We start from the raw sequence: 21,606 nt of genomic DNA on the forward strand, positions 1-21,606 counted from the left end.
TCCGGCGAACCGTCCGCCGGGTGCTTCACCGTCGCGGCGCACTCAGCGAGGCCGACGGAGCCGTCCCGTCCGGCACGACGGTGTTCGCCGAGATTCCGGCCGTGGCCAATCTCGACCCGGTATTCCTGGACGCGCTGCGCCGTGCGGCGAAGGACGCTGCGAACGACGGCGTCGAGTTCCGCGTCAACAGCGGCTGGCGTTCCCCGGCGTATCAGAATCAGCTTCGGCGTAAGGCGATCGCCAGGTACGGCTCGGAACAGGAAGCCGCTCGCTGGGTGGCCACCGCCGACCGGTCCGCGCACGTTTTGGGGAACGCGATCGACCTCGGCCCCTTCGAAGCCACGGCCTGGCTGTCGAAACACGGTGCCGCGTATGGACTGTGCCAGATCTACCGCAACGAACCCTGGCACTACGAACTACGCCCCGAGGCCATCGACCAAGGCTGTCCGCCGATGTACGCGGACCCGTCGCAGGATCCGAGGTTGCAGGCCTAGGACGGTTCCGCCGCGAGTCGTTCCTGCAATCGAGCGTGCCGGAACTGATACACCTCACCGACCTGGCGAAGGACGCCGCGGCGATGGGCGTCGTCGAGGAAACCCATCAGGTCCAACGGAATTCGCTTCCGGGAGGCCAGCCACAACCGGCTGAACGTGTACGCGCCCCAAGCCCGGGCGATCCACACGCTCAGCCCCACCGCCAGCCCGAACACGACTCCCGCCGCTATCGCCTGCGACGTGCTCGAAGCCCGCGAAAAGACCTGGCCGCCGATGATCACGCCGGCGAGACCGTAGGCGAGACTTCCCGGGCTCCGCACCAAAAAACGGCCCAGCAACGCCGACGCCAACCCTCCGGCGAAGGCCAGCGCCAGGTCGTAATGGTCGTCGAAAACCCCGAGGAACCGCGTTTCCTTGGTGAAGGCGAAGGCCATCCCGTAGAACAAGCCCAGTGAAACGATGAAGGACAAGGTGAACGACAGCGTCGCGGCGCGGTCGTTGCGCAGGACGCTCGCCGGACTCGACACCCGGCTCGCCTCCAGCGGCGTGTCCAGCCAGACGTGCACCCCGATCGCCAGCCCGAACACCACCGCGAGCAGGGCGATCACCCCGACCGACAGCGACCAGGCCAGCCCGAGGCACACCCCGATCAGCACCCCGACCGCGAACCGCCGCAGGAATCGGCCCGCGGTCCCGCGGAACCGCGCCTCCACTCGCAACGGCCCCGGCCTGCTGCCGACGGTATGCGTCACACAACCCGCCACCGCGAACGACAGCCCGTAGATCGCCCCGATCACCGGGCCCGCGGCGATCCAGCCGGTCAGCGCGAACAGCAACGCCGGCGGCAACCCGAGACAGAGCCCGATGACCAGCCTCGGCACCGCGCGATCCAACTGCCACCACGCGAGATCGCGGCTCTGGTCGCGTTCGAGCTGCCGGGCGAAGAAACTCAGCCAGCGCTGCGCCTGCTCCGCCGGGTAATCGCGCGGCCGGGTCGGCCGGTCGAGCCGCGCGGGCGGGGCCGGCCGAGAGGTGTAGACCACCGGCAGGTATTCGTCCAGCAGATGTCCCTCGATCGCCGCGCGGCCGGGAAACCTGGTGGTGTCGCAGAGTTCGCCGGGATCGGTCGACGGATGCGCGTACGCCGTCCTCGCCAGGTCGACCATCAACGGCGTGCGAAGTGCCTGTGCCAGCGGGCTTTCCGGGCTCTGCCGCAGCTGCCGGACCACCGGCTCCCAGCGGGTTTCGCCGAACCGCTGCCGCGCGGTGAGGAAGTCGATCGCGTCCTCGGTCTCGACCGGCTCGATCTCCACCACCGCCGCCCGGGACAGAAACGTCCCGGACTGCCGCACCGCGAACTCGTACTCGGTGCTGCGGCAGGTCACCACGAGCGGCCGACCTCCGGAGACGGCCTGGTCCAGCGCGTCGATCGCGGCGGTGTGGAGCCCGGGCGCCAGCTCGTCGAGCCCGTCGAGCACCGGGATGATCCGGCCTTCGAGCACCAGCCGGAGGGCCGCGCCCTTGCCGTACGCACCGGTGTTGGCCAGGCCCGGATACTCCTCGACCAGACGGCGGGCCAGCCAGCCGTGCAGGTGTTCCTCGCGGGGATTCCACGACGACAGCGGCAGCAGCACCGGCACCGGTTCGCCGGGCGGCGGGTCGGCCAGCAGCCCGAGCGTGAGCAGGATGGCCAAGACCGACTTCCCCGCGCCCGGTTCGCCGAGCACGACCAGCTGTCGCGCCGGGACCTGCCGGAACTTCGCGACGACGTCGGTGAGGTCGCCGCTGAACGTCAGCCGGCTCGGGTCGCCGGGCTGGCCGAGCACCGCCGACGCCGCCGCGGCGACCGGGCGCTCGGTGCTCGTCCAGGTCAACGGCACCGGCTCCGGACGGTGCAGCGAGCGGATCTCCGCCTCCGCGGTCCACTGCCGGACGATCGCCGCCGCGAGTTCGTCAGCCGCCCGATCGAGCTGACTCGCCGGCTGCTCCGGCTGGCTCGGCGGCTCTTCCGGCTGGCTCGGCTCTTCCGTCTCGCCACGCAGGATCTGCTCGTGCAACCGGCGCACCTCGGCACCGGGATCGACCCCGAGTTCCTCGGCGAGCTGCGTCCGCAATCGCTGAAACACCGTCAGCGCGTCCGCCTGCCGCCCGCTGCGGTCCAACGCGAGCATCAGCTGTGCGTACGGCCGTTCCCGCAGCGGATGCTCCTCGACGATCTCCGCCAGCTCGTCCACGACCTCACGGTGCTGGCCCAGTTTCAGCTGCCAATCGATGCACAGCTCCAGCGCGGTGAGCCGCTGCTCCTCCAGCCGCGCCGCCCGCCCGGCGAGCGCCGTGGCGTCCAGGCCGTCCAGCACCGGACCGCGCCACAGTTTCAACGCCGAACGGATCTCCTCGACGCCCTCGGCCAGCGCGCCTCCCTCCGCGGACTGGCGGGCGGCGGCGACAGCGCCGGTAAACCGGAGCCAGTCGACTTGCTGATCGCCGACCGCGATCCGGTAGCCGGAACCGTCGGTCACGATGAGCTGTTGCCCGGGATCGCCGAGCCGCTCGCGGAGCACCGAAACACAGTTCTGGATCTGCTTGGTGGCCGTCGCGGGCGGCTCGCCCTCCCAGGTCGCCTCGATCAGCTTCGGCAGCGGAACGACGGAGTTCGGCGAGAGCAGCAAACAGGCCAGCACGCGGCGATGGCGCGCGCCGGGCAGCGTCAGCCGGTCGGATCCAGTGTGGATTTCCAGCGCTCCGAGCACGCGAAAATCCATTCGGCGGTTCCCCCCTTGGCTCCGGCACCGCTGCGCGCCCGAGCATACCCGTGCAGGTCAACGGCCCCCACGGTGCCGAAAGGACAGACCAGGGACAGGTTGGGGACGGCGCCGGGCACGGTAGAAGCACGTCCGGCCCCCGAGGTGGGGACCTGGTCGCCGGCTCGGGGGCCGGCGGCGGTGGGGCCGGGCGGACATCCTCCGGGGAGGGGCGGGTGCTGGGGGTACTCGCCGCCGCCCGCGCGAAAATCCGGTGCCGTCGGTGATCGTCTTCGTTGACAATCGCGGGCATGGAGGAAGTCGAAATCATCGTCGCCCACCACGAACGCGCGACCCTGCGCGTCGGCGACGTGTTCCTGAAGGTCGACACCGACCAGGCGCGCGCCGACGCCGAGGTCGCCGCGATGGCGCTGGCGCCGATCCCGACGCCGGAGATCCGGTGGCGGAAACCGCCCGTGCTCGCGCTCGCCGCGCTGCCCGGACGGGAACTGGGCCGCCCCGGGAAACCGTCGACCGCGTCGCCGGAAGCCTGGGCCGCCGCCGGAGCCGCCGCGCGGAAACTGCACGAGGCGCCGCTGCCGCCGTCCCCCGGCTTCAACCCCGGCGAACTCGCCGCGGACCTCGACCGCGAATGCGCGTGGCTGATCGCGAACGACGTCCTGCCCGCCGACCTGGTCACCGGCAACCGTCGCATCGCCGAGGCCGCGCTCCGGCCGTGGACCCCGGTGTTCACGCACGGCGACCTGCAGGTCGCCCACATCTTCGTCGAGGGCGACGAGGTGACCGGCGTGCTCGACTGGTCCGAAGCAGCCCAGGGCGACGCGCACTTCGACCTCGCCGCCTTGACGCTGGCCCACCAGGAACACCTCTCCGATGTCCTGGCCGGTTACGGCGACGGCGTCGACCTCGACGTGCTCCGCGCGTGGTGGTCGCTGCGCAGCCTGCGGGTAGTCCACTGGCTGGTCGGGCACGGCTTCGACCCGGCTCCTGAGGTGGCGGTCTTGGAGGCTCAGCTATTCTAGTACTAGAATAGCTGGCATGGCCGCCCTCACCGACGCCGAACTGACCGTCCTGGGTCTGCTCGTCGAGCAGCCCCGGCACGGCTACGCACTGGAGCGGGTGGTCGAGGAACGCGGCATCCGCAACTGGACCGCACTCGGCTTTTCCTCGATCTATTACGTCCTCGACAAACTGGCCAAACGCGGCCTGATCGAAGCCACCGGCGCTCCGCGCTCCGGGAAATCGCGCGCGACCATCCAAGCCACGCAGGCCGGCGTCGAACTGTGCGCGGAGGCCACCCGCGAAGCACTCACCGCACTGACCCCGATCCACGCGCGAGTCCTCGTCGCGATGGCCAACAGCCCCGGCCTGCCGGACGCGGAAGTGCGCTCCGGACTGACCGCTCGGCTCGCCGCGTTACGCGAACAACTCGCCGAAGTCCGGGCGACGCGCGCCCGCCAAGAACCATTGCCGGACGCGGCCGCGGCGATCTTCGACTACAGCGAAGCGATGCTCACGGCCGACCTCGCCTGGACCGAGAGCGTCCTCACCAAGGAGACCACAGTGGACAAGTACGACGTCAAGAAAGCCCATCGCGCGCTGTATTCGCCGCCGTCGAAGGACTTCACCGTCGTCGACGTACCCGCGCTCCAGTACCTCGCCGCCGACGGCCACGGCGACCCGAACACCGCGCCGGAGTACACAAACGCCGTCGAAGCGCTGTACGGAATCGCTTACGCGGTGAAGTTCGCCAGCAAGAAAAACCTTGGCCGCGACTTCGTCGTCGGACCGCTCGAGGGCCTGTGGCGTGCCGATGACCCGAGCGTTTTTCTCAAGCGGGACAAGGGGAAGTGGGATTGGACGATGCTGATCAGCCAGCCGGAGTGGGTCACCGGGGAGATGGTCCGGGAAGCTGCCGAAAGCGTCGCGAAGAAGAAGGACAACCCCGCGCTCGCCGGAGTTCAGCTACGCACCTTGGCTGAAGGCACGAGCGTCCAGATCCTGCATCTCGGCTCGTACGACGACGAAACGCCCACGCTGAACCGGCTCCACCACGAATACCTGCCCGAGCATGCCCTGACCTTCAACGGCGACCACCACGAGATCTACCTGAGCGACCCGCGCCGCACCGCGCCCGACAAGCTGAAGACGGTCCTGCGGCAGCCGGTCAAGCCTCTTGGAACACGATCCGCTCCGGCGGAGTCGTGAGCTTCAACGCCTGCCGCCGGACGGACAGGAGCGTGTGCAGTTCCGTGGCGTGCCCGTCGGGGATGGTGAAAAGCCGGTCGTTGCGGGTGTCGACGTAGTCCGCGAAACCGGCGAGCGAGACGCCGCCGGACTCGTCCAGGCTCAAGTAGTCCACGAGGCGGCGGAACAGTTTCGGCAGCAACACCACGTCGTCCCGCAACTGGGCACGGCTGGTCAGCCGGAACCCGCTCGTGGTCACGTCGTGCTCCCACACGCCCTTGCCCGCGGTGCGCGCCGCGACCGCCGCGTCGGCCATCGCCTGGCGGAGATCCGGGTAAAGCTTGGAGTAGAAAGTCGGATACGCCAGCCCGGTTTCGAGCAGATGGAAATTCGCCGACGCCTTCAGCGCTTCCGGATCAAGACGCACGTCTCCGCCGTCGGTGGAGCGTCCCGCCCGCTGCCCGGGAAACGCGAACGCGACCGCACGGCCGTACTTGTCGGCGAACCGGGTCAGGATGTGCCCGCTCGTCTCCCCCGGCGTACTGGTGGAAACGCGACCGCCCTCGTCGCGCTCGACCTTGGTGAAACCGAGGTACCGCAACAGTTCCGCCCCGGCGGCGTCGGCCAGTTCTTTCGGCTGCCGCCACAACTCGGCCCCCGCGACGCGCGGCCGGTAATGCGTCTCGAGCGCGTCGATCCCGTCGAGGCGCAACTGCACCCCGCCTCGCGAATTGGTCCGCACCTTGAGGTTCGCGGCGGAAAACGCGTCGGGCCGGTCCGGGTAGAACCGGACCGAGTCTCCGTCCGGGGAAGCCCCGACGACCCGGAACTGACCTTTGATCAATGTCAACGCCCGCGAGAACGACGGTAACCGCCGGACCGGCCGGCAGTTACCGTGTTTCCCGAGCCGTCACCGACCGGTCACTCAGGTTGTTACCTCTTGTCACGCCCGGTGCGCGCACCGCTACTGGCAGGCTTCGCAATCCGGGTCGTCGATCCGGCAGGCGGCGCCGTCGACGAGCGGAAAGTCGAAGTCGTCCAGAACGGGAACGACCGAGGCGGTTTCTTCGGACGCGGCGGGCGGCGTGGTGGGAGCAGACATATCCGTTGTAGCGCTCAAGATCGCCGAACATTCCGTGACGCCCGCCACAGCTCAGGCCACCCAGCCCGGAAGAATCTTGTCCCCGTCCGCCGTCGCGCAGGCCGGCACCACGCCAGTCCGATACACCCGCGTACTGCCCGGCGCACACACGATCGCCACCATGCCGCTCTTCGCGTCCGCCCGCACCTGTCGCTCCGCGTCAGCAGGCAGCACTACCGTCTCCCCCTCCTTCACGGCCTCGACGACGCCACCCAGCGCGATCTCCGCCCCACCGCCGAGAATCGTCCACACCTGTTCAGTGTCGAACGCGTGCACCGGCCCGACCGCGCCCGGCACCATCTCGACTTTCCAGACCGCCTGCTGGCTGCCGCCCTGAGTCGGCGAAGCCAGCGTCGTCATGACCGCGTTCGGCGTCTCCGTCCGACGACTGTCCCTGATGACCGTCACTTGCTCACTCCCCTACAATCGACAACAAGGTTGTCCACATAGTCAACGAGGTTGTCTACCTATGTCAAGCGATCCGCCCGGATACGAGCTGCCGCTGCGCCTGCTGTTCGGCTTCCGCAGCCTGATCGACGACCTGCACGCCGAACTGGCGAAGCAAGGCCACCCCGACGTACGGCCGATGCACGGCTTCGTCTTCCAGGCGATCGGCGCGCAGGGTACGACCGCCGTCGACCTAGGCCGCACGCTCGGCGTGACCAAGCAGGCCGCGGGCAAGACGATCGACACCCTGGAACGGCTGGGCTACGTCCACCGGGAACGCGACCCCGGCGACGGCCGCCGCATGCTGGTGCTGCTGACCGACCGGGGCCTCGACTGCCTGGCCAAATCCGCACGGATCTTCGACCGGCTGCGCGCGGAATGGTCGGCGGCCCTCGGTGCCGAACGACTTCGCGCCCTGGAAGACGACCTGCGGAAAGTCGCGTCGCCGGAGTCCGCGCGACTGGATCTCCCGGGATGGTTCGCTGGCCACTGACGCCGCCTGCCTTGACACCGGTCAGTGCCGTCAGTTGGATCCGCTCATGCATCGAAGACGGGGAATCCTGCTGGTCTCCGCAGCGGCCGCCAGCGCAGCGATCGCGGTCACCGTGGGGCTGACCTCCAGCGACCAGCTACCAGCCAATCCGGTTGCCGCTTCTTCACCTTCCTCGACGTCTTCCTCGACGTCTTCCTCGGCGGGCGTTTCACCTCCCGCAGCATCGGCCCCGGCTGCCGCTTCGCCTTCCCCGCCTGTCGCTTCGCCAACCCCGCCGGTCCCTTCGCCACCCGCCGCGAAGCCCGCCAGCGCGCATCCGACACACCGAAGCAACCCCGCGCCGAAACCCGCCCATTCAGCACCGAGCGGACGCGCTCCCAGCGACGCAGTCCGCGACCGCGTCTACCAACCGCCGCTCAACCCGCGACCGCAGGGCCAGGTGCCCGGAGCAGGTTGGGAGCCAGGGACGAAGACCGGCAACACCGGCCCGTCGGACGAGCCCGTCACGACCCCGACTCCGCTTCCGAATCCGGGGACCCACCAGTCCGGTTGACCGACGGGGCAAGCGGCGAACCCTCGGCGCGAGACGGCTTCGCGCATCAGAGACGGCGCTCCGCCGTTGCAGTTCAGGCGGAGCGCGTATCGAGAACCAGCCTCTCCAGCACCGAAACGAAGATGCCCCGCTCCGCAAGAACATCCTGATCCGGCGGCGCTCCGGCCAACTCCCCGACCCCGAGCCCGATCAGCCGACGCTGAATCGACGGGTTCACCCGCTCCGCGACCAGCCGCCACTCCCCGCTGGTCCGGCACGCGGCGATCCGGTCGCGCTCCTCGTCCAATTCGGACTGGAGCCCCGCATCGCCATCGGTGAGCTGCTGCACAATCCTCCGTCGAATGCGGTTCACCGCAACCGGATAGGAGATCGAGGATCACGTTCTCCCCGAGATACCGCACGGTCCCCGGCACCGCGGAGCCCGGCCGGGTCGCATCTTTGCAGCGAGTCAAGGTCGCGCACGCATCTCCGGCACCGCGATGGAGCAGGAGCAAACACGCCCTACACCTACGTCATCATCGCGATATCAACCTGAAGCACCCGCCCCGTAACCACGAACGCCTCGTTGACCACTCCGTCCGGAGTGATCAACGCGAACGTCCACACATCCGTCACCGGCGAAGGCTGATCGGCGGAACCGTCGCCCCACGCAACGTCAAGGCATCGATCGTCATCGGCCGATACCGCAGCGTCTCCAGCCGCTCCACCATCGTCTCCAACGGCGCTTCCACGTCCGTCCCGAAGAAAAACGCCCACTCATGCTCTGGCGAGCCAAAGTAAACCGGCACCGGGAAGACCTCTTCGAACCGACGCCAGCACTTCACCAACGTCGAGTTCCGCCACAACGTCGGACACCCGCCCTGATACGCCACCACCCCGCCCGGCGTCAGCAACGACCGGCACTGCTCCAGGAATTCCGCACTGTACAACCGATTGTGCTGAGCCTCAGTGCCATCCTGCTCATCCGGCAGATCCACCAGCACCACGTCGTACTTCTCGGCACAAGCGCGGACGTACTCCCACCCGTCGGCGTAATGCACCCGGACCGGCCCCTCGCCCCGCTCCGCGCGAGCCAGCTCCGCCGACGAGTACCCATACGGAAGATGTTCCGCACAAAGCCGGACCGCCTCGGTGTCGATGTCCACGTGATCGACCGAAGCCCCCGCCGCAGCCGCGATCTGGCACACCACACCCTCACTGGACCCGACCGCCAACACCCGGTCCACAGTGGACGCCAGCAGCAACGCGGGCACCAGCAACGCCTCGTGATACACCAGCTGACTGAACTCAGTACTCTGCCGCTCATCGTCGCAGAACAGCGAAATCCCTTGCGCTGTCTTGCCGATCACCAGATGCTGATAGGCAGTCCGCGTGTCCACCAGCACGTCCGACACCTGCCACAGCCGGGTCAGCCCCGCGCCGACCGGTTCCTCGATGTTCAACTGTCTTCCTGTCCTCTGTGGATAGTGGTGATCCGGGAAACGCTCGCGCCGAGCAAGTCCCGCAGCAACTGAACGGCCAGCTCCGGATCCGCGTTACGCCCGCACGTGAACACATCCACGAACGCAGACCCGCGCTCCGGATACGTATGAATCGAGGCGTGCGACTCCGAGAGCAAGGCCATCGCCGTCACCCCGTGCGGCTCGAACTGCTTGTACGTCACTTCGCACACCGTCGCACCGGCCTTGTCCAACGCACGTTCCAAGCTCTCGCACAGAAACGCCGGATCGTCGAGCAACTCCGCGGACACCCCGGAGAACTCAGCCAGCACATGCCGTCCGGCGAACTCCCCGACCCCACCGGCCTCCCCGCCGACAAAGTACGACCGCAACGGCGGAAACCCGTTGAACGACACCGAAGAGTAACTTTGCGTATACGCTCCGGCGTCCGGAATATCGACGTAATCCCCGGCCCGCAACGCCAACGGCAGCCGATACGGCGTGCGCTGATAAAGCACGTCGTCCCCGTCGCAAGTCGGCCCCGCGACCACCACCGGCCCGTCCGGACCGCCGTCGTGCGCAGTGATCAGCCGATACGCGATGGCCTCGTTCTCAGTCTCGGCAAGCCCGCCGTACCGGCCGATGTCGAGGTACACCCAGCGCCGCTCGTCCGCCGCGGACTTGCGCGAGACCAGCACCACCTCGCTGCGAATCACCCCAGCCGAAGCCACCACCACCCGCCCCGGCTCGAACGACAACGCGGGCGCGACCGCGAAATGCCGCCCCACCGATTCGCGAATAACCGCCGCGTACTCCTCCAGCGGCGGCGGTTCAGTCAGGTAACCCACCGGAAACCCGCCGCCGATATTCAACCCCCGCAACGAAACCCCGCGCTCCGCAACCACGCGAGTCACCTCGGCCGCGGCAGCGACCCCGCTTTCCCAAGCCCGCGGATCAAGATGCTGAGACCCCACATGGAACGCGACCCCCTCCGGATCAAGCCCCAGCTCAGCCGCCCGAACCAGCAGGTCGGCCGCCATCTCGGCACTGCATCCGAACTTCCGCCCGAACGGCGTCTTCGCCCCCGGACTGTCCACAAGAATCCGGCAAGAAACAGTCGCCCCCGGCGCGAACGCGGCGAGATTCTCAAGATCATCAAGGCTGTCGAAGGTAAACCGCCGCACCCCCACGCGGTGCGCGAACTCGATGTCCCGCGCCTTCTTCACCGTGTTGCCATAGGACAGCAACTCAGGCCGCACCCCTTGCGCGAGACACAACTCGATCTCCTCGCGCCCGGCAACGTCGAACCCAGCCCCGGCCCGCCGAAGAACCCGCACCACCTCCGGCGCCGGATTAGCCTTGACCGCGTAGTACATCCGCGCTTCCGGCAGCATCTCCTGAAGCCGCTCGCAGTTCCCCCGCACCACGTCAAGGTCCACCACGAGACACGGCGTCGGCGGCCGTCGCTCCTCCAGGAACGCCCGGCAGCGCTCCACCACCTGCGAGAACCCTTCAGTCACAACGCCCGAGTATAGGTGCCGGCTTCACCCCAGCAGCTCTCCCAGCCTCCGCTGAGCAAACCCTACGAACGGTACACAGTCCATCACTTGACAGTCCGCCGCGCCGATCTTCCCCCGCCGCACGCCGCCCGTCTCCGCGAATTCCGCCCCCACCTGAGGAAAGAACCGCCCGTTGTCGTCCCCGACGTCGTCGGTCCGCACCCACACCCGCTCCCCGTCCACAAGGCAGGGAAACCGCCGAACCTTCCGCCGATGATGCGGCACCAGAGATTCCGCGTAGTGCAAGAACGAGTTCCGCTCATGCCCGACCCCGAGCAGCACGATCCGCGCCCCTTCCCGGTACAGCCAGTCAAACGGCGACCCCGGCCCCACCGCTGCTGCCCGCCCCCCATCTCCGTCACAGATGCCTGCGGATACCGACTACGACACCGCACGGGTTGGGAATCGCTCTGTCGGCGTCATCAGATCCGCATGAAACACCGGCACCCGCGCCCGCTCCTCATCGACCGACGCGTCCCCCGTCCCCGCACACCCCACCGCCCGCAGCAACCCACGCACCACCGCATCCGCCCCGCGCTCCACAGTCCCCAACTCAGACAACGACGAACGCACAATCACCACACCAACCACACCCCATCCGCGCCCGGCAAACCCACCGCACCGAGACGTCCACTCCACCCCGCCCCTAGCCCCCACCGCAGTCAACACCGGCTCGGCGCTATCAAGGATGGCCCCCGGCCATCGCGATGCGAAGCCGAAGGCACCCCTGATAGCGCCGAGCCGGTGTTAAACAATCAAACGCGAGGGAGTCCACCCGAAACTCACCAAGCGACAGGCAACTTCAAAACCCCGTAAATATTCTGGTACTCAGACCGCAACGGCACCTCCCCCGCCACCCGCAGCGAGGGAAACCTCCGAACCAGCGCAGGCAACGCCACAGTCATCTCCACCCGAGCCAACTGCTGCCCCAAACACTGATGAATCCCGTGCCCGAACCCCACATGCCCGGTCGCGCCCCGCCGCACATCCAGCTCATCCGGCCGCTCGAACTTCACCGGATCCCGATTGGCCGCCTGCACCGACAGCACCACAGACTCCCCGGCCCGAATAACCTGCCCGCCGATCTCGACATCCGCCAACGCGGCCCGAACCCCCGTGTGCGCGATAGACAGATACCGCATCAACTCCTCGACAGCCCCGCCAGCGGCCTCCGGCTCATCCCGAACCACAGCCCACTGCTCCGGATTGCTCAGCAGCGCATACGTCCCCAGCGCCAGCATGTTCGCGGTGGTGTCCAACCCAGCCGCCAGCAGGAACGTCCCCAGCCCAGCCAGTTCCTCGTCAGTCAACTCACTGCTGGTCAAATCGCTGAACAAGTCGTCCGTGGGCGCGGCCCGCTTAGCCGGTACCAGCGAAGCCACATACCCCTGCAGTTGGCCATACGCAGTCATCTTCTCCTCTTCGGAAAGATCGACATCGTTGATCGCCGCGGCATACCCCAGAAAAGACTCCCGATCCGAATAAGGCACCCCGAGCAGTTCGCAAATCATCACCGCGGGCACCGGATGCGCATAAGCCCCGACCAGATCGACCCCCGGCCCGGCCTGCTCCATCGCATCCAGATACTCGTCCGCGACCTCGGCCACCCGGTCGCTGAGCAACCGCATCCGCCGAACCGTGAACTTCCCCGTCAGCAGCTTGCGAAACCGAGTGTGCTCCGGAGCGTCGATCCCCGTCAGGTCCCCGACCGGAGCAGGCGGCAGTTCCGAAAACTGCTCCATCCCGGGAAACGGGTAGTGCCACAATTCGTACCGATTGCTGAACCGCTGATCCCCCAGAATCGCCCGGACCTCCGCGTGCCCGGTGGCCAGCCAGCCGACGTGCCCGTCCGGGAACACCATCCGCGTCAGCGGAGCCCGGTCCCGCACCGCGGTCAGCGACGGCGGCGGATCGAACGGGCACCCCTGCGCCCGCCCCATCGGAACCCCTTGCACGATCTCTTCCCCAGTCATCCCCATGCCCCTTTCAGTGTGCGTATTCGCGATTGAAAAGCTTCTTGGACCAGAGATAGCCGCCGACGCCCATCACGGCGCACCAGCCGAGCGCGAACCACAGGTGGTTGCCGAGCGGCTTGTCGAGCAGCAGCGCGCGCAGGGTCTCGATGATCGGCGTGAACGGCTGGTACTCGGCGAACCACCTCAGCGCGCCCGGCATCGAATCGGCGGGCACGAACCCGCTGCCGAGGAAAGGCAGGAGCAGCAACGGCATCGGCGTGTTGCTGGCCGATTCGACACTCTTGCTCACCTGTCCGAGCGCGACGCACAGCCACACCAGCGCGAGCGCCACCACCACGAGGAACCCGACCGCGGCGAACCACGAACCGACCCCGGCGGCGGGCCGGAAGCCGACCAGCAATGCCACCCCGGTGACCACCACGAGCCCGAACAACGCTTGCAGCACACTGCCGAGCACGTGCCCGGTCAGCACCGAGACCCGCGCGATATGCATGGTCCGGAACCGGGCGATGACCCCTTCGGTCAGGTCCATCGCCACCGAAATCGCCGTACCTTGCACGGTGGCGGTGATAGTCATCAGCAGAATCGTCGGCGCGACGAAGTTGGCGTATTCGGCTCGGCCGCCGCCGGCCCCGCCCAATCCGGCGCCGAGCGTGCCGCCGAAGACGTAGACGAACAGCAGCAGGAACACGACCGGCATGCCGACCAGCATGACCGTCAGCGACGGATACCGGAGCATGTGCTTGAGATTCCGGCGCAGCATGGTCATCGAGTCGCGGACCGGGTGGAACCGCAGATCCGGTCCGGCGAGAACGGGAGCAGTCATCGGGAAGTCACCTTTTCGTCAGTGGGGTTGCCGGTGAGGGCGAGGAACACGTCGTCGAGATCGGGCGTGTGCACCGAAAGTTCGTCGACCTTCACCGAAAGCGAGTCGAGCCGGTCGATCAACGATTTGAGCGACTGCAGGCTGCCGTCGTTGGGCACGCGCAGCACCAGCGAGTCGTTCTGCCGGGACGCCGCGCTCAGCGCGCGCTGCGCGTGGACGAGGTCGGCCTCTTCTTCGAAGCGCAACTGGACGTGCCCGCCGGGGATCTGGCGCTTGAGTTCTTCCGCGGTGCCCTCGGCGACAATCCGCCCGTGGTCGAGCACCGCGATCCGGTCGGCCAGTTCGTCGGCCTCTTCGAGGTATTGCGTGGTAAGGAAAATCGTCACCCCGCCGGCCACCAGCTTGCGCACGATCTCCCACATCGCCCGGCGGCTGCGCGGGTCGAGGCCGGTCGTCGGCTCGTCGAGGAAGATCACCTGCGGGCTGCCGACGAGCGTCATCGCCAGGTCGAGCCGGCGCCGCATGCCGCCGGAGAAGGTCGACACCGGTTTCTTCGCCGCTTCGACGAGATCGAACTGTTCGAGCAGTTCCGCCGTGCGCTGCTGCCGCGCGGACCGGTCGAGGTGGTGCAGATCCGCCATCAGCAGCAGGTTTTCCTCGGCGGTCAGCAGATTGTCGACCGCGGAGAACTGCCCGGTGACGCCGATCGAGGCGCGCACCCCGTCGGCTTCCAAGGCGAGGTCGTACCCGGCGACCCGCGCCGCACCGGCGTCGGCATTGATCAAAGTGGACAGAATCTTGACCGTCGTGGTCTTGCCCGCGCCGTTCGCGCCGAGCAGCGAGAAGACGGTGCCGCGGGCGACGGAGAGGTCGATGCCGTCGAGCACGAGGTGGTCGCCGAAGGATTTGCGCAACCCGGTGGCGGCGATCGCCGGCCGGGAATGGTTGCTGGACATAGGTTTCTCCAAAACTGTGGTCAGGAGCGGTGGATGACGATCTCGCCGAACGCGGTGTGCCCGCGGACCTCGACGGTCTCCGTGGACTCGCCGGGGCTGTCCGAGGTCTCCAGCTGGTTGCGCACGTGGCCGAAGTTGGTCTTCACGTCGAGCCAGGCCGCGGTGCCCTTGGCGATGCCGACCCGCAGGTCGCCGATGGCGCTCTCGAGCACGACCGAACCGCGGACGACCTCGCCGAGCGAGATGGCGCCGTTGGACGTCTTCGCGTCGACCCCCGCACCGGCGTGCTCGAGCGTGATGTCGCCGTTGGCCGCGCGCACCCGGACCTCGCCGCCCGCGGACTCGATCGTGGTGTCGCCGTTGGAGTTCTTGGCCGTCACGGTCCCGTCGACCGGGCCGAGCCGGATCCTCCCGGACGCGGTGGTGACCTCGGCGTCGCCCGCGACACCGTCGACCGTGACGTGGCCGACCGAGGTGTCGACGCGCAGCGGGCCGGTGCGGTCGAGGCTGACGTTCCCGGCCGCGGTCTTGAGCCGCGCCTGCCCGAGCTCGCCGGAGCCCTGGAAGGCGCCCGCCTGCACCTCGGCGGAAACCCGCGAGCCGGTGGGCAGTTCGATCGTCACGTCGACCGAGCGGGTCTTGCGGGAGAAGTCGAACGCCCGCATCTTCGGGCCGGTGATGTGCAGCGTGCCGTTGCTGTAGTCGACGCGGATCTGCTTCGCGGTCTTGACGTCGGAGTCGTCCGTCACGTCGGTCGGGCGGACGTCGACGACGGTGTCGGCGCGGTCGCTCGCGGCGAACCGGACCTGGCCGACGCCGAGGTCGAGGTCGACGGAAATCGGGTTGGGAGTGTCGAATTTAGGCATGGTTGTCCCCACATTTCGGTTAGGTGTGCCGTCTCCGCAGGTCAGAGACGGGTGAAGGAATTAGCGAAGAAAGGAGTTACCGGACCCAGCCGGTGAAGCTCTGCTTGGAGAAAGCGCCGCCGGACGGCTCGGCTCGCTGGTCGCGTTCGGGCCGCTGCTGCAGTGCCGCGGTGGCTGCCCGGACGAGCCAGGCGTTGACCGAACGGCCTTCCTTGGCGGCGGCCTCCTCGACCGCGGCCTTGAGCTGTTCGGGCAGCCGCACGTTGATCCGTGCCGACGGGCCGTCCTCGGCGAACAGCGGTTCGCTGTGCTCCGGTGCCGGTTCGGCCGCGGCCGCGGCGGGCGGAGCGGGTTCGGCGGGCGGCGCGGTCACGACGAAGTTCGGGTCGCGGCCGCGCAGGCGCAGTTCGACCGAGCCGGGCGCGAGGTCCCGGGTGATCTCGTCGGCCGCGCCGGACAGCGTGTCCAGGAGGGTCATCCGGATCGCCGATTCGAGGGAGCCGGTCAGACGCTCGACCAGCGCGCGTCCCTCTTCGCCGCCGGCCTCGGCCAGCGTCGCGAATTCCCGCCCGAGGTTGCTTACGTACGTGGTCAAGTCCATGGCACCACTATGGCACACGCTTGGCACCACCACAAGCCACCCTGGCTCAATTTGGCACCACTACGGCACGGATAGTGGCAAAAGACCAGGTCAAAGCATGGTGCCACGCTGGAAATTCGGCTACCGAGCCGCCTTCGCGACCGGCAGATCGACCCCGGCACGGAAGCTAGGGCACTCGTCCAAGGCACCGTCGTGCTGGCACGTCATGAGGTGCTGCAGGTACGCCTGCGCGTCGAGCAGCCGCGTCACTTCCTCCCGGATCGCCTCGATCCGGGCGGTGACCGTGCTCCGCCAGTCGTCGGACTGGCCGTGGCTCCCGAGCAGCACGGCGATGTCGTCGAGACTCAGGTGGCCGGTTTCCCGCCAGGTGCGGATCAGCGCGATCCGATAGAGCTGGTCCTGGTCGTAAAACCGCCAGCCGGAACGGCGGCGCGGCTCGATCAGACCGCAGCTCTCCCAGTAGTGCAGCGTCGAAACCGGCACGTCGAAGCGCGCCGACACCTCGCCGATCGAGTACAGGTCCATACCTCATTGCACCGCACCAGTGCGGTCGAAGGCAAGGTTAGCCTAACCAAACAGTCCGCTGGCATACCAATCGTTCTGGTCGCGGACACCGGGCAGCGTGAAGAAGTATCCCCCGCCGAACGGCTGCACGTAGTCCACCAGCGGCTCGCCGGCCAGCCGCTGCTGCACCGTCTCGAACTGCCGCCGCACGTCCTGCTGGTAGCAGACGAACACGTGCCCGGCCTGGAGTTCTCCGTTCGCGTCCACGCCGAGGTCGTAGTTGTAGGAGCGGCGGATCAGGCGCTGGTTGTCGGTGGCGGGCGTGCGAGGATTGGCCTTGCGGATGTGCGAGGTCAGCGGGATCACCGCACCCTTGGGGTCGGCGGGGTAATTCGGGTTGTCGGTCTCGGTGTTGCCGTCCAGCGGGGCGCCCGAATCGCGGCGGCGGCCGAACATCTTCTCCTGTTCGTTGATCGACACCCGGTCCCAGAACTCGACCAGCATCCGGATCAGCCGCACCACCTGGTAGCTGCCGCCGCGCGCCCACCCGGGCTCGGCCGGATCGTCGACCCACACCAGCCCGCTCGCCTCGCCGCCGACCGGATTCGCCGTGCCGTCCTTGAACCCCAGGAGATTCCGGCCCGCGCCGGACGGCCGCGGCGGCGGGTTGTAGCCGTGCATCTTCCACCGCAGCTGCATCGCGCCGCGGGTGTGCCGGGTGAGATCGCGGAGCGCGTGGTGCACCGTGTCCGGGTTGTTGGCGCACAGCTGGATCAGCAGGTCTCCGTGCATCCAGGCGGCTTCCGGCGCGTCGTCGGGGAAGATCTTCATCGGGGTCAGCTTTTTCGGTTTGTGCGCGGCGAGGCCGACGCGGTCGAAAAGGCTGGCACCGAACGAAACCGTGACGGTGAGTCCGTCGGCGAGGACAGACGGGCCCAGCACTTCGCTGTCCGACGGCGGCCTTCCGACGCCCAGGTTCGGCGGCGTCCCGCCGGTGGTGAGGAACCGGGCCCGGTCGGTGAGTGTGTGCAGGAGCGCGATCAGGTCCGTCTTGGATCCGCTGAGCAAGTCAAATGCCACGAAGGCCGCGGAAGCCTGTTTTTCCGCCGGAGCCGGGGTGAGCACGCCGGACTGGTTGGCACCGTGGAACGGATGCTCCATCGCCGGGGCCGGTGCCGCACCGGCGGAGCGTTCGTCGGCCTGGGCACCGCCGATCAGCACGCCTCCGGTGAGCGCGGTGCCTGCCGCGCCGGCGGCCGCGCCTTTCAGGAAGTTGCGGCGATTGACGTTCGTCACTTCGGGATTCACCAGCCGATCAGTGGCTCGGAGGAACTTCGAGCAGGGTGGGCACCGCGGACAGCGTCTCGACGACAGCTCCGGCCGCGCCGTTCACCGCCTGGCGTTGGGCAAGGGTGCTGGGCGCGTGGCTGGCCAGCGCTTCGTGCAGTGTGGTGAGCTGTTCGGTCGCGGTCTGGACCAGCTTCGGGGCGCGCTCGTTGAGCAGCGGAGTCAGCTCGGCCAGAACGGTGCGGGTGACGTCGATGTCGGCATCGGTTGCGAGGTATGCAGTTCCGCTGCCTTGATCGTCCATTCCGGACAGATGGTCGCGGATCGCGTCCTCGAGGATTTCGTGCGCGCGGATCGGCAGCTTCGTGGGATCGCCCGCGACGTCGTCGGTGGCGAGTTTTCCGCGCAGGGCCGCGAGATCCTGGGCGAGCTGGTCGGCGACCGGGACCAGCGACGCCGGAGCCTGACCGTGCCAGAGGCCGTATTCCAAGCGGTGCAACCCGGTGAAGCCCGGATCGGCCGCTGCTGCGGGCAATCCGTTGGGCAGGCCGTCGACCGCCGTGCCCGCGTCGCCGAAGCTGTTGTAGGACGCACCGACGCGCTCCCACGCGAGCTGCGCGGTCAGCCAGTCCTTCTTCGCTGCGTCGGCGTTGCCTGCAGCCAAATCCGCACGGACCGTCCCCACCGCGGTCGACACCGTGCTGAGTTGCTGGGCGGCGTAACCGAGATATTTCTGATTTGGGCCGTTGAGATCTTCGGTGGTGACCGGCTTGACCGGCGCTGGACCGTCGTTGGCCGCGCCGCCGCTGACCTGCACCGGAGCCGACGCGGTGGTGGCCTGCCCGGACATCAGGCAGTGGAACGTGTAGGAACCGTCGGCCAGCGTCGCGGACATCGTGGCGCTCGTGGCCGGACCGATCGTCTCGATCTCCGCGACGATCCCGCCGCTGCTGTCGTCGAGCCGGATCTCGCCCGCCTTCGCGGTCTTGTTGGTCACGGTGATGCTTTGCTCCCCGGCCTGCGCGGACTTCCATTCCGGCGCGCAGTCGTGCTCGCTCACCGAAACCGTGGAACCCGTTGCGGCCTGGGGAAGCGCAGCGATCACCAGCGCGGCCACCGCGACCGGAACCAGCACCAGCGCGCCCGCGACGACCACGGTGTGCTTGCCCGCGAGCCGCTCCCACTTCCCGGCCGGTGCGGCTTCGCTTTCCGGCTTTCGCTCGACCGGCTGTCGACCGGCCTTGACGAACAGCGGGATCACGACCGCGAGGTAACCGAGCCAGGCCGTCACCTGCAGCACGGTCATCCGGGGCGTCAACTCGGTGACGCCGCTGATCAGCGAAACCCACCACGAGTTCGGGTCAAGCGTGCCGGTGAGGTCGAACGCGACCCAGCTCTGGCCGGGCAGCACTCCCCCGTCCTGCAGGTCGCCGAGGCCGTAGGACAGGACGCCGGCCGCGATGACGATCAGCACGAAAGCGGTGCGGCTGAAGAAAACGCCGAGGTTGAGCCGCACCGCGCGGCGGTAAAGCAGCCAGCACAACAGGATCGCGATGCCAAGCCCGAGCGCCGCCCCGGTCAACGGCGCGACCGTCGTGCCGGACGCTTTCACCGCCGTCCAGAGGAACAGCGTGGTCTCCAGCCCTTCGCGACCGACAGCCAGGAACGCGGTGAGGGTAAGCGCGCCCGCACCGATCGCCACCGCGCGTTCGACTTCGCCGCGCAATTGCGCGGAAAGCCCCATCGCGGTCCGCCGCATCCAAAACACCATGCCGGTGACGAGGAATACCGCGAGCACGCTCAACGAGCCGCCGACGATCTGCTGTGCGCGGGAAGAAAGGACATCGGTGGAAAAGGTGAGAATTGTGGCGAAACTACCCGCGACGGTCACCGCGCCCAATACGCCCAGCCACACCGGAGCCGTGGACACTGTGGCGTTTTCCGGTCGCATCTTGCGCAACGCGGCCAGCAGGATGCTCACCACGAGGCCCGCTTCCAGCCCTTCGCGCAAGCCGATCATCAAGTTCGGAACCGCGTCTGCCCACTGCACGCAGATTACGATAGGCAAACCTAAATTATCGGTCGAGAGCGGGCCGCTAAACGGTTCTTTTCCTCCCGGTTAGTCCCTATTCGGGACCGATGATCCGTTCGACCGCTTCGGTGATCAATTGTTCCCGCTCCGCTTCGGAGAAAACGTCCGGCAGCGTCAGCTGTTCGACGATCAACCAGTTCAACGCGAGAATCAGCAGCTTGACCGCGGTGGCGTCGCCCGGCAGCCCCGACGCCACGTGGTAGGCGACGTTCCCCTCGACATCGGCCCGGACCCGCTCCGTCAGCACCCGGCGCAACTCCGGCCGTCGAGTCGCCTCGAGCCGGAGTTCCAGCAACGCGAGATACCCAGTGCGAAACGCCGCGATCCGGCTGACCAGCTCACGCATCAACTGCGCGTACGACCCCCGGTCGCCAAGCCCCGGCGGGAGCGAGTCGTCCTCCGGCTGCAGCCGCTCATACACCCGAGCCCCGGCCTGCGTGAACAGCTCGTCGCGGTTGGCGAAGTAGTTCGACGCGGTCCCCGCGGGCACGCCGGCTTCCGCGTCGACCGCACGGAACGTCAGCCCGCGCGCGCCCTCCCGCGCCAAGACCTCGATCGCCCCGTCGACGAGCGCAGCCCGCCGCTGGTCGTTCCTCCGCACCATTTGACACCACTCCAGCTGTAGTTGTACGGTTCAAACCACTTCAACCAGAGTACTACAAACGGAGTTACCAGATGCGAAAGCTCGTGTACTACATCGCGGTCGCCCTCGACGGCCGCATCGCCGGCCCCGCGGGCGAGTTCGACTTCTTCCCGCAGGGCGACGCTCAGCAGACCGCCGCCTACATGGGATTCATGAACACCCTGTACCCGGAGACAGTCCCGACCGCCTTCCGCGCCATGGCCGGTGTCGAAGACGCCCCGAACCGCCGGTTCGACACCGTGCTGATGGGCCGCGCGACGCACCAGCTCGATCCGAGCGTGCCGAGTCCCTATGCGCATCTGCGGCAGTACGTCGTGTCGAGCACCCTGAAACCGGACATCGACCCAGCCGTAACCGTCGTGCCCGGCGATCCCGTCGGCCTGGTGAGAGACCTGAAGACGGAGGAAACCGGAAAAGACATCTGGCTATGCGGCGGGGGCAAACTGGCCGGGGCGCTGCTGCCGGAGATCGACGAGATCGTACTGAAAAGCTATCCGGTCGTGGCCGGTGCGGGCATCCCGATGGTGGACGGCGGGTTCGATCCGACAGTGTTCTCCGTTGCGGAGCGGACGGCTTTTCCGAACGGGGTCACCGCTACCCGGCTTGTGCGGGTCTAGGCAAGCTCTCGCAGCTACTTCCGCTCAGTCCTCGCCGGGTCGGGCGGGTTCGCCGACAGTCCTGCGGGTTGTGGATCCGGTTCCTGGTTTTTAGGTGCGCTCTGGTCGCAGAGAACCGTGCGCCCCGGATTCTCCCCGCCTCCGGCAGACTGGCCGACAGTCC

Annotated in this window: 22 protein-coding genes and 1 pseudogene; 5 read left to right on the top strand and 18 right to left on the bottom strand. The window is 68.0% G+C overall.

Annotation, left to right across the window (positions count from 1 at the left end; genetic code table 11):
• Nucleotides 1-20 precede the first annotated feature (20 nt).
• Nucleotides 21-494, top strand: coding sequence for a M15 family metallopeptidase (locus ACZ7SW_RS17330; RefSeq protein ID WP_470231407.1), 474 nt, complete (start codon nt 21-23; stop codon nt 492-494).
• Here ACZ7SW_RS17330 and ACZ7SW_RS17335 read toward each other — a convergent pair.
• Nucleotides 491-3,256 (bottom strand): BTAD domain-containing putative transcriptional regulator, encoded by a 2,766-nt coding sequence (locus ACZ7SW_RS17335; RefSeq protein WP_470231408.1) that lies wholly within the window; start codon nt 3,254-3,256, stop codon nt 491-493. The genes ACZ7SW_RS17330 and ACZ7SW_RS17335 overlap by 4 nt on opposite strands.
• Nucleotides 3,257-3,546: 290 nt before the next feature.
• On the opposite strand from ACZ7SW_RS17335, the gene ACZ7SW_RS17340 reads away from it, so the two are divergent.
• Together ACZ7SW_RS17340 and ACZ7SW_RS17345 are read left to right on the top strand one after the other, a co-directional pair.
• The gene (locus tag ACZ7SW_RS17340; RefSeq protein ID WP_470231409.1) at nt 3,547-4,278 is read left to right on the top strand and encodes a phosphotransferase family protein; all 732 of its coding nucleotides are present in this window, start codon (nt 3,547-3,549) and stop codon (nt 4,276-4,278) included.
• A 16-nt stretch (nt 4,279-4,294) separates the two neighbouring features.
• Nucleotides 4,295-5,464 carry a GyrI-like domain-containing protein gene (locus tag ACZ7SW_RS17345; protein ID WP_470231410.1) on the top strand — a complete coding sequence of 390 codons (1,170 nt, stop codon included), beginning with the start codon at nt 4,295-4,297 and terminating at the stop codon, nt 5,462-5,464.
• Here ACZ7SW_RS17345 and ACZ7SW_RS17350 read toward each other — a convergent pair.
• The 3 genes from ACZ7SW_RS17350 to ACZ7SW_RS17360 all read right to left on the bottom strand — a co-directional run bounded on the left by ACZ7SW_RS17350 (nt 5,424) and on the right by ACZ7SW_RS17360 (nt 6,992).
• Nucleotides 5,424-6,293, bottom strand: coding sequence for a nuclease (locus ACZ7SW_RS17350; RefSeq protein WP_470231411.1), 870 nt, complete (start codon nt 6,291-6,293; stop codon nt 5,424-5,426). The two genes, ACZ7SW_RS17345 and ACZ7SW_RS17350, sit on opposite strands and share 41 nt — an antisense overlap.
• A 114-nt stretch (nt 6,294-6,407) precedes the next feature.
• Nucleotides 6,408-6,545, bottom strand: coding sequence for a hypothetical protein (locus tag ACZ7SW_RS17355; protein ID WP_344269295.1), 138 nt, complete (start codon nt 6,543-6,545; stop codon nt 6,408-6,410).
• Nucleotides 6,546-6,596: 51 nt separating this feature from the next.
• Complete coding sequence (locus ACZ7SW_RS17360; RefSeq protein ID WP_470231412.1) at nt 6,597-6,992, bottom strand: cupin domain-containing protein; 396 nt, start codon at nt 6,990-6,992, stop codon at nt 6,597-6,599.
• Nucleotides 6,993-7,053: 61 nt separating this feature from the next.
• On the opposite strand from ACZ7SW_RS17360, the gene ACZ7SW_RS17365 reads away from it, so the two are divergent.
• Nucleotides 7,054-7,524, top strand: coding sequence for a MarR family winged helix-turn-helix transcriptional regulator (locus tag ACZ7SW_RS17365; protein ID WP_470231413.1), 471 nt, complete (start codon nt 7,054-7,056; stop codon nt 7,522-7,524).
• 626 nt (nt 7,525-8,150) lie between these two features.
• Here the strand turns inward: ACZ7SW_RS17365 and ACZ7SW_RS17370 are convergent.
• The 14 genes and pseudogenes from ACZ7SW_RS17370 to ACZ7SW_RS17435 form a co-directional block, all read right to left on the bottom strand.
• Nucleotides 8,151-8,405, bottom strand: coding sequence for a hypothetical protein (locus tag ACZ7SW_RS17370; protein WP_470231414.1), 255 nt, complete (start codon nt 8,403-8,405; stop codon nt 8,151-8,153).
• A gap of 283 nt (nt 8,406-8,688) precedes the next feature.
• On the bottom strand, nt 8,689-9,519 hold the full coding sequence (locus tag ACZ7SW_RS17375; RefSeq protein WP_470231415.1) for a spermidine synthase: 831 nt from the start codon (nt 9,517-9,519) through the stop codon (nt 8,689-8,691).
• On the bottom strand, nt 9,516-9,908 hold the full coding sequence (gene speD / locus ACZ7SW_RS17380) for an adenosylmethionine decarboxylase (protein WP_470231669.1): 393 nt from the start codon (nt 9,906-9,908) through the stop codon (nt 9,516-9,518). Before speD ends, ACZ7SW_RS17375 begins: the two co-directional genes overlap by 4 nt.
• Before the next feature lie 60 nt (nt 9,909-9,968).
• Nucleotides 9,969-11,036, bottom strand: a pseudogene (locus tag ACZ7SW_RS17385) (type III PLP-dependent enzyme); the annotation flags it as partial.
• Nucleotides 11,037-11,060: 24 nt separating this feature from the next.
• A complete protein-coding gene (locus tag ACZ7SW_RS17390; protein ID WP_470231416.1) occupies nt 11,061-11,408 on the bottom strand; it encodes an AAC(3) family N-acetyltransferase in 348 nt (115 codons plus the stop codon).
• A 449-nt stretch (nt 11,409-11,857) separates the two neighbouring features.
• Nucleotides 11,858-13,048, bottom strand: a complete 1,191-nt coding sequence (locus ACZ7SW_RS17395; protein WP_470231417.1) for a cytochrome P450 — start codon at nt 13,046-13,048, stop codon at nt 11,858-11,860.
• A 13-nt stretch (nt 13,049-13,061) separates the two neighbouring features.
• Nucleotides 13,062-13,877 carry an ABC transporter permease gene (locus ACZ7SW_RS17400; protein ID WP_470231418.1) on the bottom strand — a complete coding sequence of 272 codons (816 nt, stop codon included), beginning with the start codon at nt 13,875-13,877 and terminating at the stop codon, nt 13,062-13,064.
• Nucleotides 13,874-14,833: an ATP-binding cassette domain-containing protein gene (locus tag ACZ7SW_RS17405; protein ID WP_470231419.1), complete on the bottom strand. Its 960-nt coding sequence runs from the start codon at nt 14,831-14,833 to the stop codon at nt 13,874-13,876. Before ACZ7SW_RS17405 ends, ACZ7SW_RS17400 begins: the two co-directional genes overlap by 4 nt.
• Before the next feature lie 20 nt (nt 14,834-14,853).
• Nucleotides 14,854-15,699: a DUF4097 family beta strand repeat-containing protein gene (locus tag ACZ7SW_RS17410; protein ID WP_470231420.1), complete on the bottom strand. Its 846-nt coding sequence runs from the start codon at nt 15,697-15,699 to the stop codon at nt 14,854-14,856.
• A gap of 76 nt (nt 15,700-15,775) precedes the next feature.
• The gene (locus ACZ7SW_RS17415; protein WP_470231421.1) at nt 15,776-16,300 is read right to left on the bottom strand and encodes a YlcI/YnfO family protein; all 525 of its coding nucleotides are present in this window, start codon (nt 16,298-16,300) and stop codon (nt 15,776-15,778) included.
• Nucleotides 16,301-16,420: 120 nt separating this feature from the next.
• Nucleotides 16,421-16,825, bottom strand: a complete 405-nt coding sequence (locus ACZ7SW_RS17420; protein ID WP_470231422.1) for a MerR family transcriptional regulator — start codon at nt 16,823-16,825, stop codon at nt 16,421-16,423.
• Between the two features lie 42 nt (nt 16,826-16,867).
• Nucleotides 16,868-18,100 carry a Dyp-type peroxidase gene (locus ACZ7SW_RS17425; protein ID WP_470231423.1) on the bottom strand — a complete coding sequence of 411 codons (1,233 nt, stop codon included), beginning with the start codon at nt 18,098-18,100 and terminating at the stop codon, nt 16,868-16,870.
• 19 nt (nt 18,101-18,119) lie between these two features.
• On the bottom strand, nt 18,120-20,141 hold the full coding sequence (gene efeU / locus ACZ7SW_RS17430; protein WP_470231424.1) for an iron uptake transporter permease EfeU: 2,022 nt from the start codon (nt 20,139-20,141) through the stop codon (nt 18,120-18,122).
• A gap of 76 nt (nt 20,142-20,217) precedes the next feature.
• On the bottom strand, nt 20,218-20,787 hold the full coding sequence (locus ACZ7SW_RS17435) for a TetR/AcrR family transcriptional regulator (RefSeq protein WP_470231425.1): 570 nt from the start codon (nt 20,785-20,787) through the stop codon (nt 20,218-20,220).
• A gap of 71 nt (nt 20,788-20,858) precedes the next feature.
• Here ACZ7SW_RS17435 and ACZ7SW_RS17440 point away from each other — a divergent pair, with 71 nt between their 5' ends.
• Nucleotides 20,859-21,443, top strand: a complete 585-nt coding sequence (locus tag ACZ7SW_RS17440; protein ID WP_470231426.1) for a dihydrofolate reductase family protein — start codon at nt 20,859-20,861, stop codon at nt 21,441-21,443.
• The last annotated feature ends 163 nt before the right edge of the window (nt 21,444-21,606 follow it).

Source organism: Amycolatopsis sp. NPDC114484 (assembly GCF_055633755.1).

Excerpts from the sequence above, each read along its gene's own strand:
- ACZ7SW_RS17335 (WP_470231408.1), bottom strand. The coding sequence starts at position 3,256 with ATGGATTTTCGCGTGCTCGGAGCGCTGGAAATCCACACTGGATCCGAC.
- ACZ7SW_RS17340 (WP_470231409.1), top strand. The coding sequence starts at position 3,547 with ATGGAGGAAGTCGAAATCATCGTCGCCCACCACGAACGCGCGACCCTG.
- ACZ7SW_RS17345 (WP_470231410.1), top strand. The coding sequence starts at position 4,295 with ATGGCCGCCCTCACCGACGCCGAACTGACCGTCCTGGGTCTGCTCGTC.
- ACZ7SW_RS17355 (WP_344269295.1), bottom strand. The coding sequence starts at position 6,545 with ATGTCTGCTCCCACCACGCCGCCCGCCGCGTCCGAAGAAACCGCCTCG.
- ACZ7SW_RS17365 (WP_470231413.1), top strand. The coding sequence starts at position 7,054 with ATGTCAAGCGATCCGCCCGGATACGAGCTGCCGCTGCGCCTGCTGTTC.
- ACZ7SW_RS17395 (WP_470231417.1), bottom strand. The coding sequence starts at position 13,048 with ATGACTGGGGAAGAGATCGTGCAAGGGGTTCCGATGGGGCGGGCGCAG.
- ACZ7SW_RS17400 (WP_470231418.1), bottom strand. The coding sequence starts at position 13,877 with ATGACTGCTCCCGTTCTCGCCGGACCGGATCTGCGGTTCCACCCGGTC.
- ACZ7SW_RS17405 (WP_470231419.1), bottom strand. The coding sequence starts at position 14,833 with ATGTCCAGCAACCATTCCCGGCCGGCGATCGCCGCCACCGGGTTGCGC.
- ACZ7SW_RS17410 (WP_470231420.1), bottom strand. The coding sequence starts at position 15,699 with ATGCCTAAATTCGACACTCCCAACCCGATTTCCGTCGACCTCGACCTC.
- ACZ7SW_RS17415 (WP_470231421.1), bottom strand. The coding sequence starts at position 16,300 with ATGGACTTGACCACGTACGTAAGCAACCTCGGGCGGGAATTCGCGACG.
- ACZ7SW_RS17420 (WP_470231422.1), bottom strand. The coding sequence starts at position 16,825 with ATGGACCTGTACTCGATCGGCGAGGTGTCGGCGCGCTTCGACGTGCCG.
- ACZ7SW_RS17435 (WP_470231425.1), bottom strand. The coding sequence starts at position 20,787 with ATGGTGCGGAGGAACGACCAGCGGCGGGCTGCGCTCGTCGACGGGGCG.
- ACZ7SW_RS17440 (WP_470231426.1), top strand. The coding sequence starts at position 20,859 with ATGCGAAAGCTCGTGTACTACATCGCGGTCGCCCTCGACGGCCGCATC.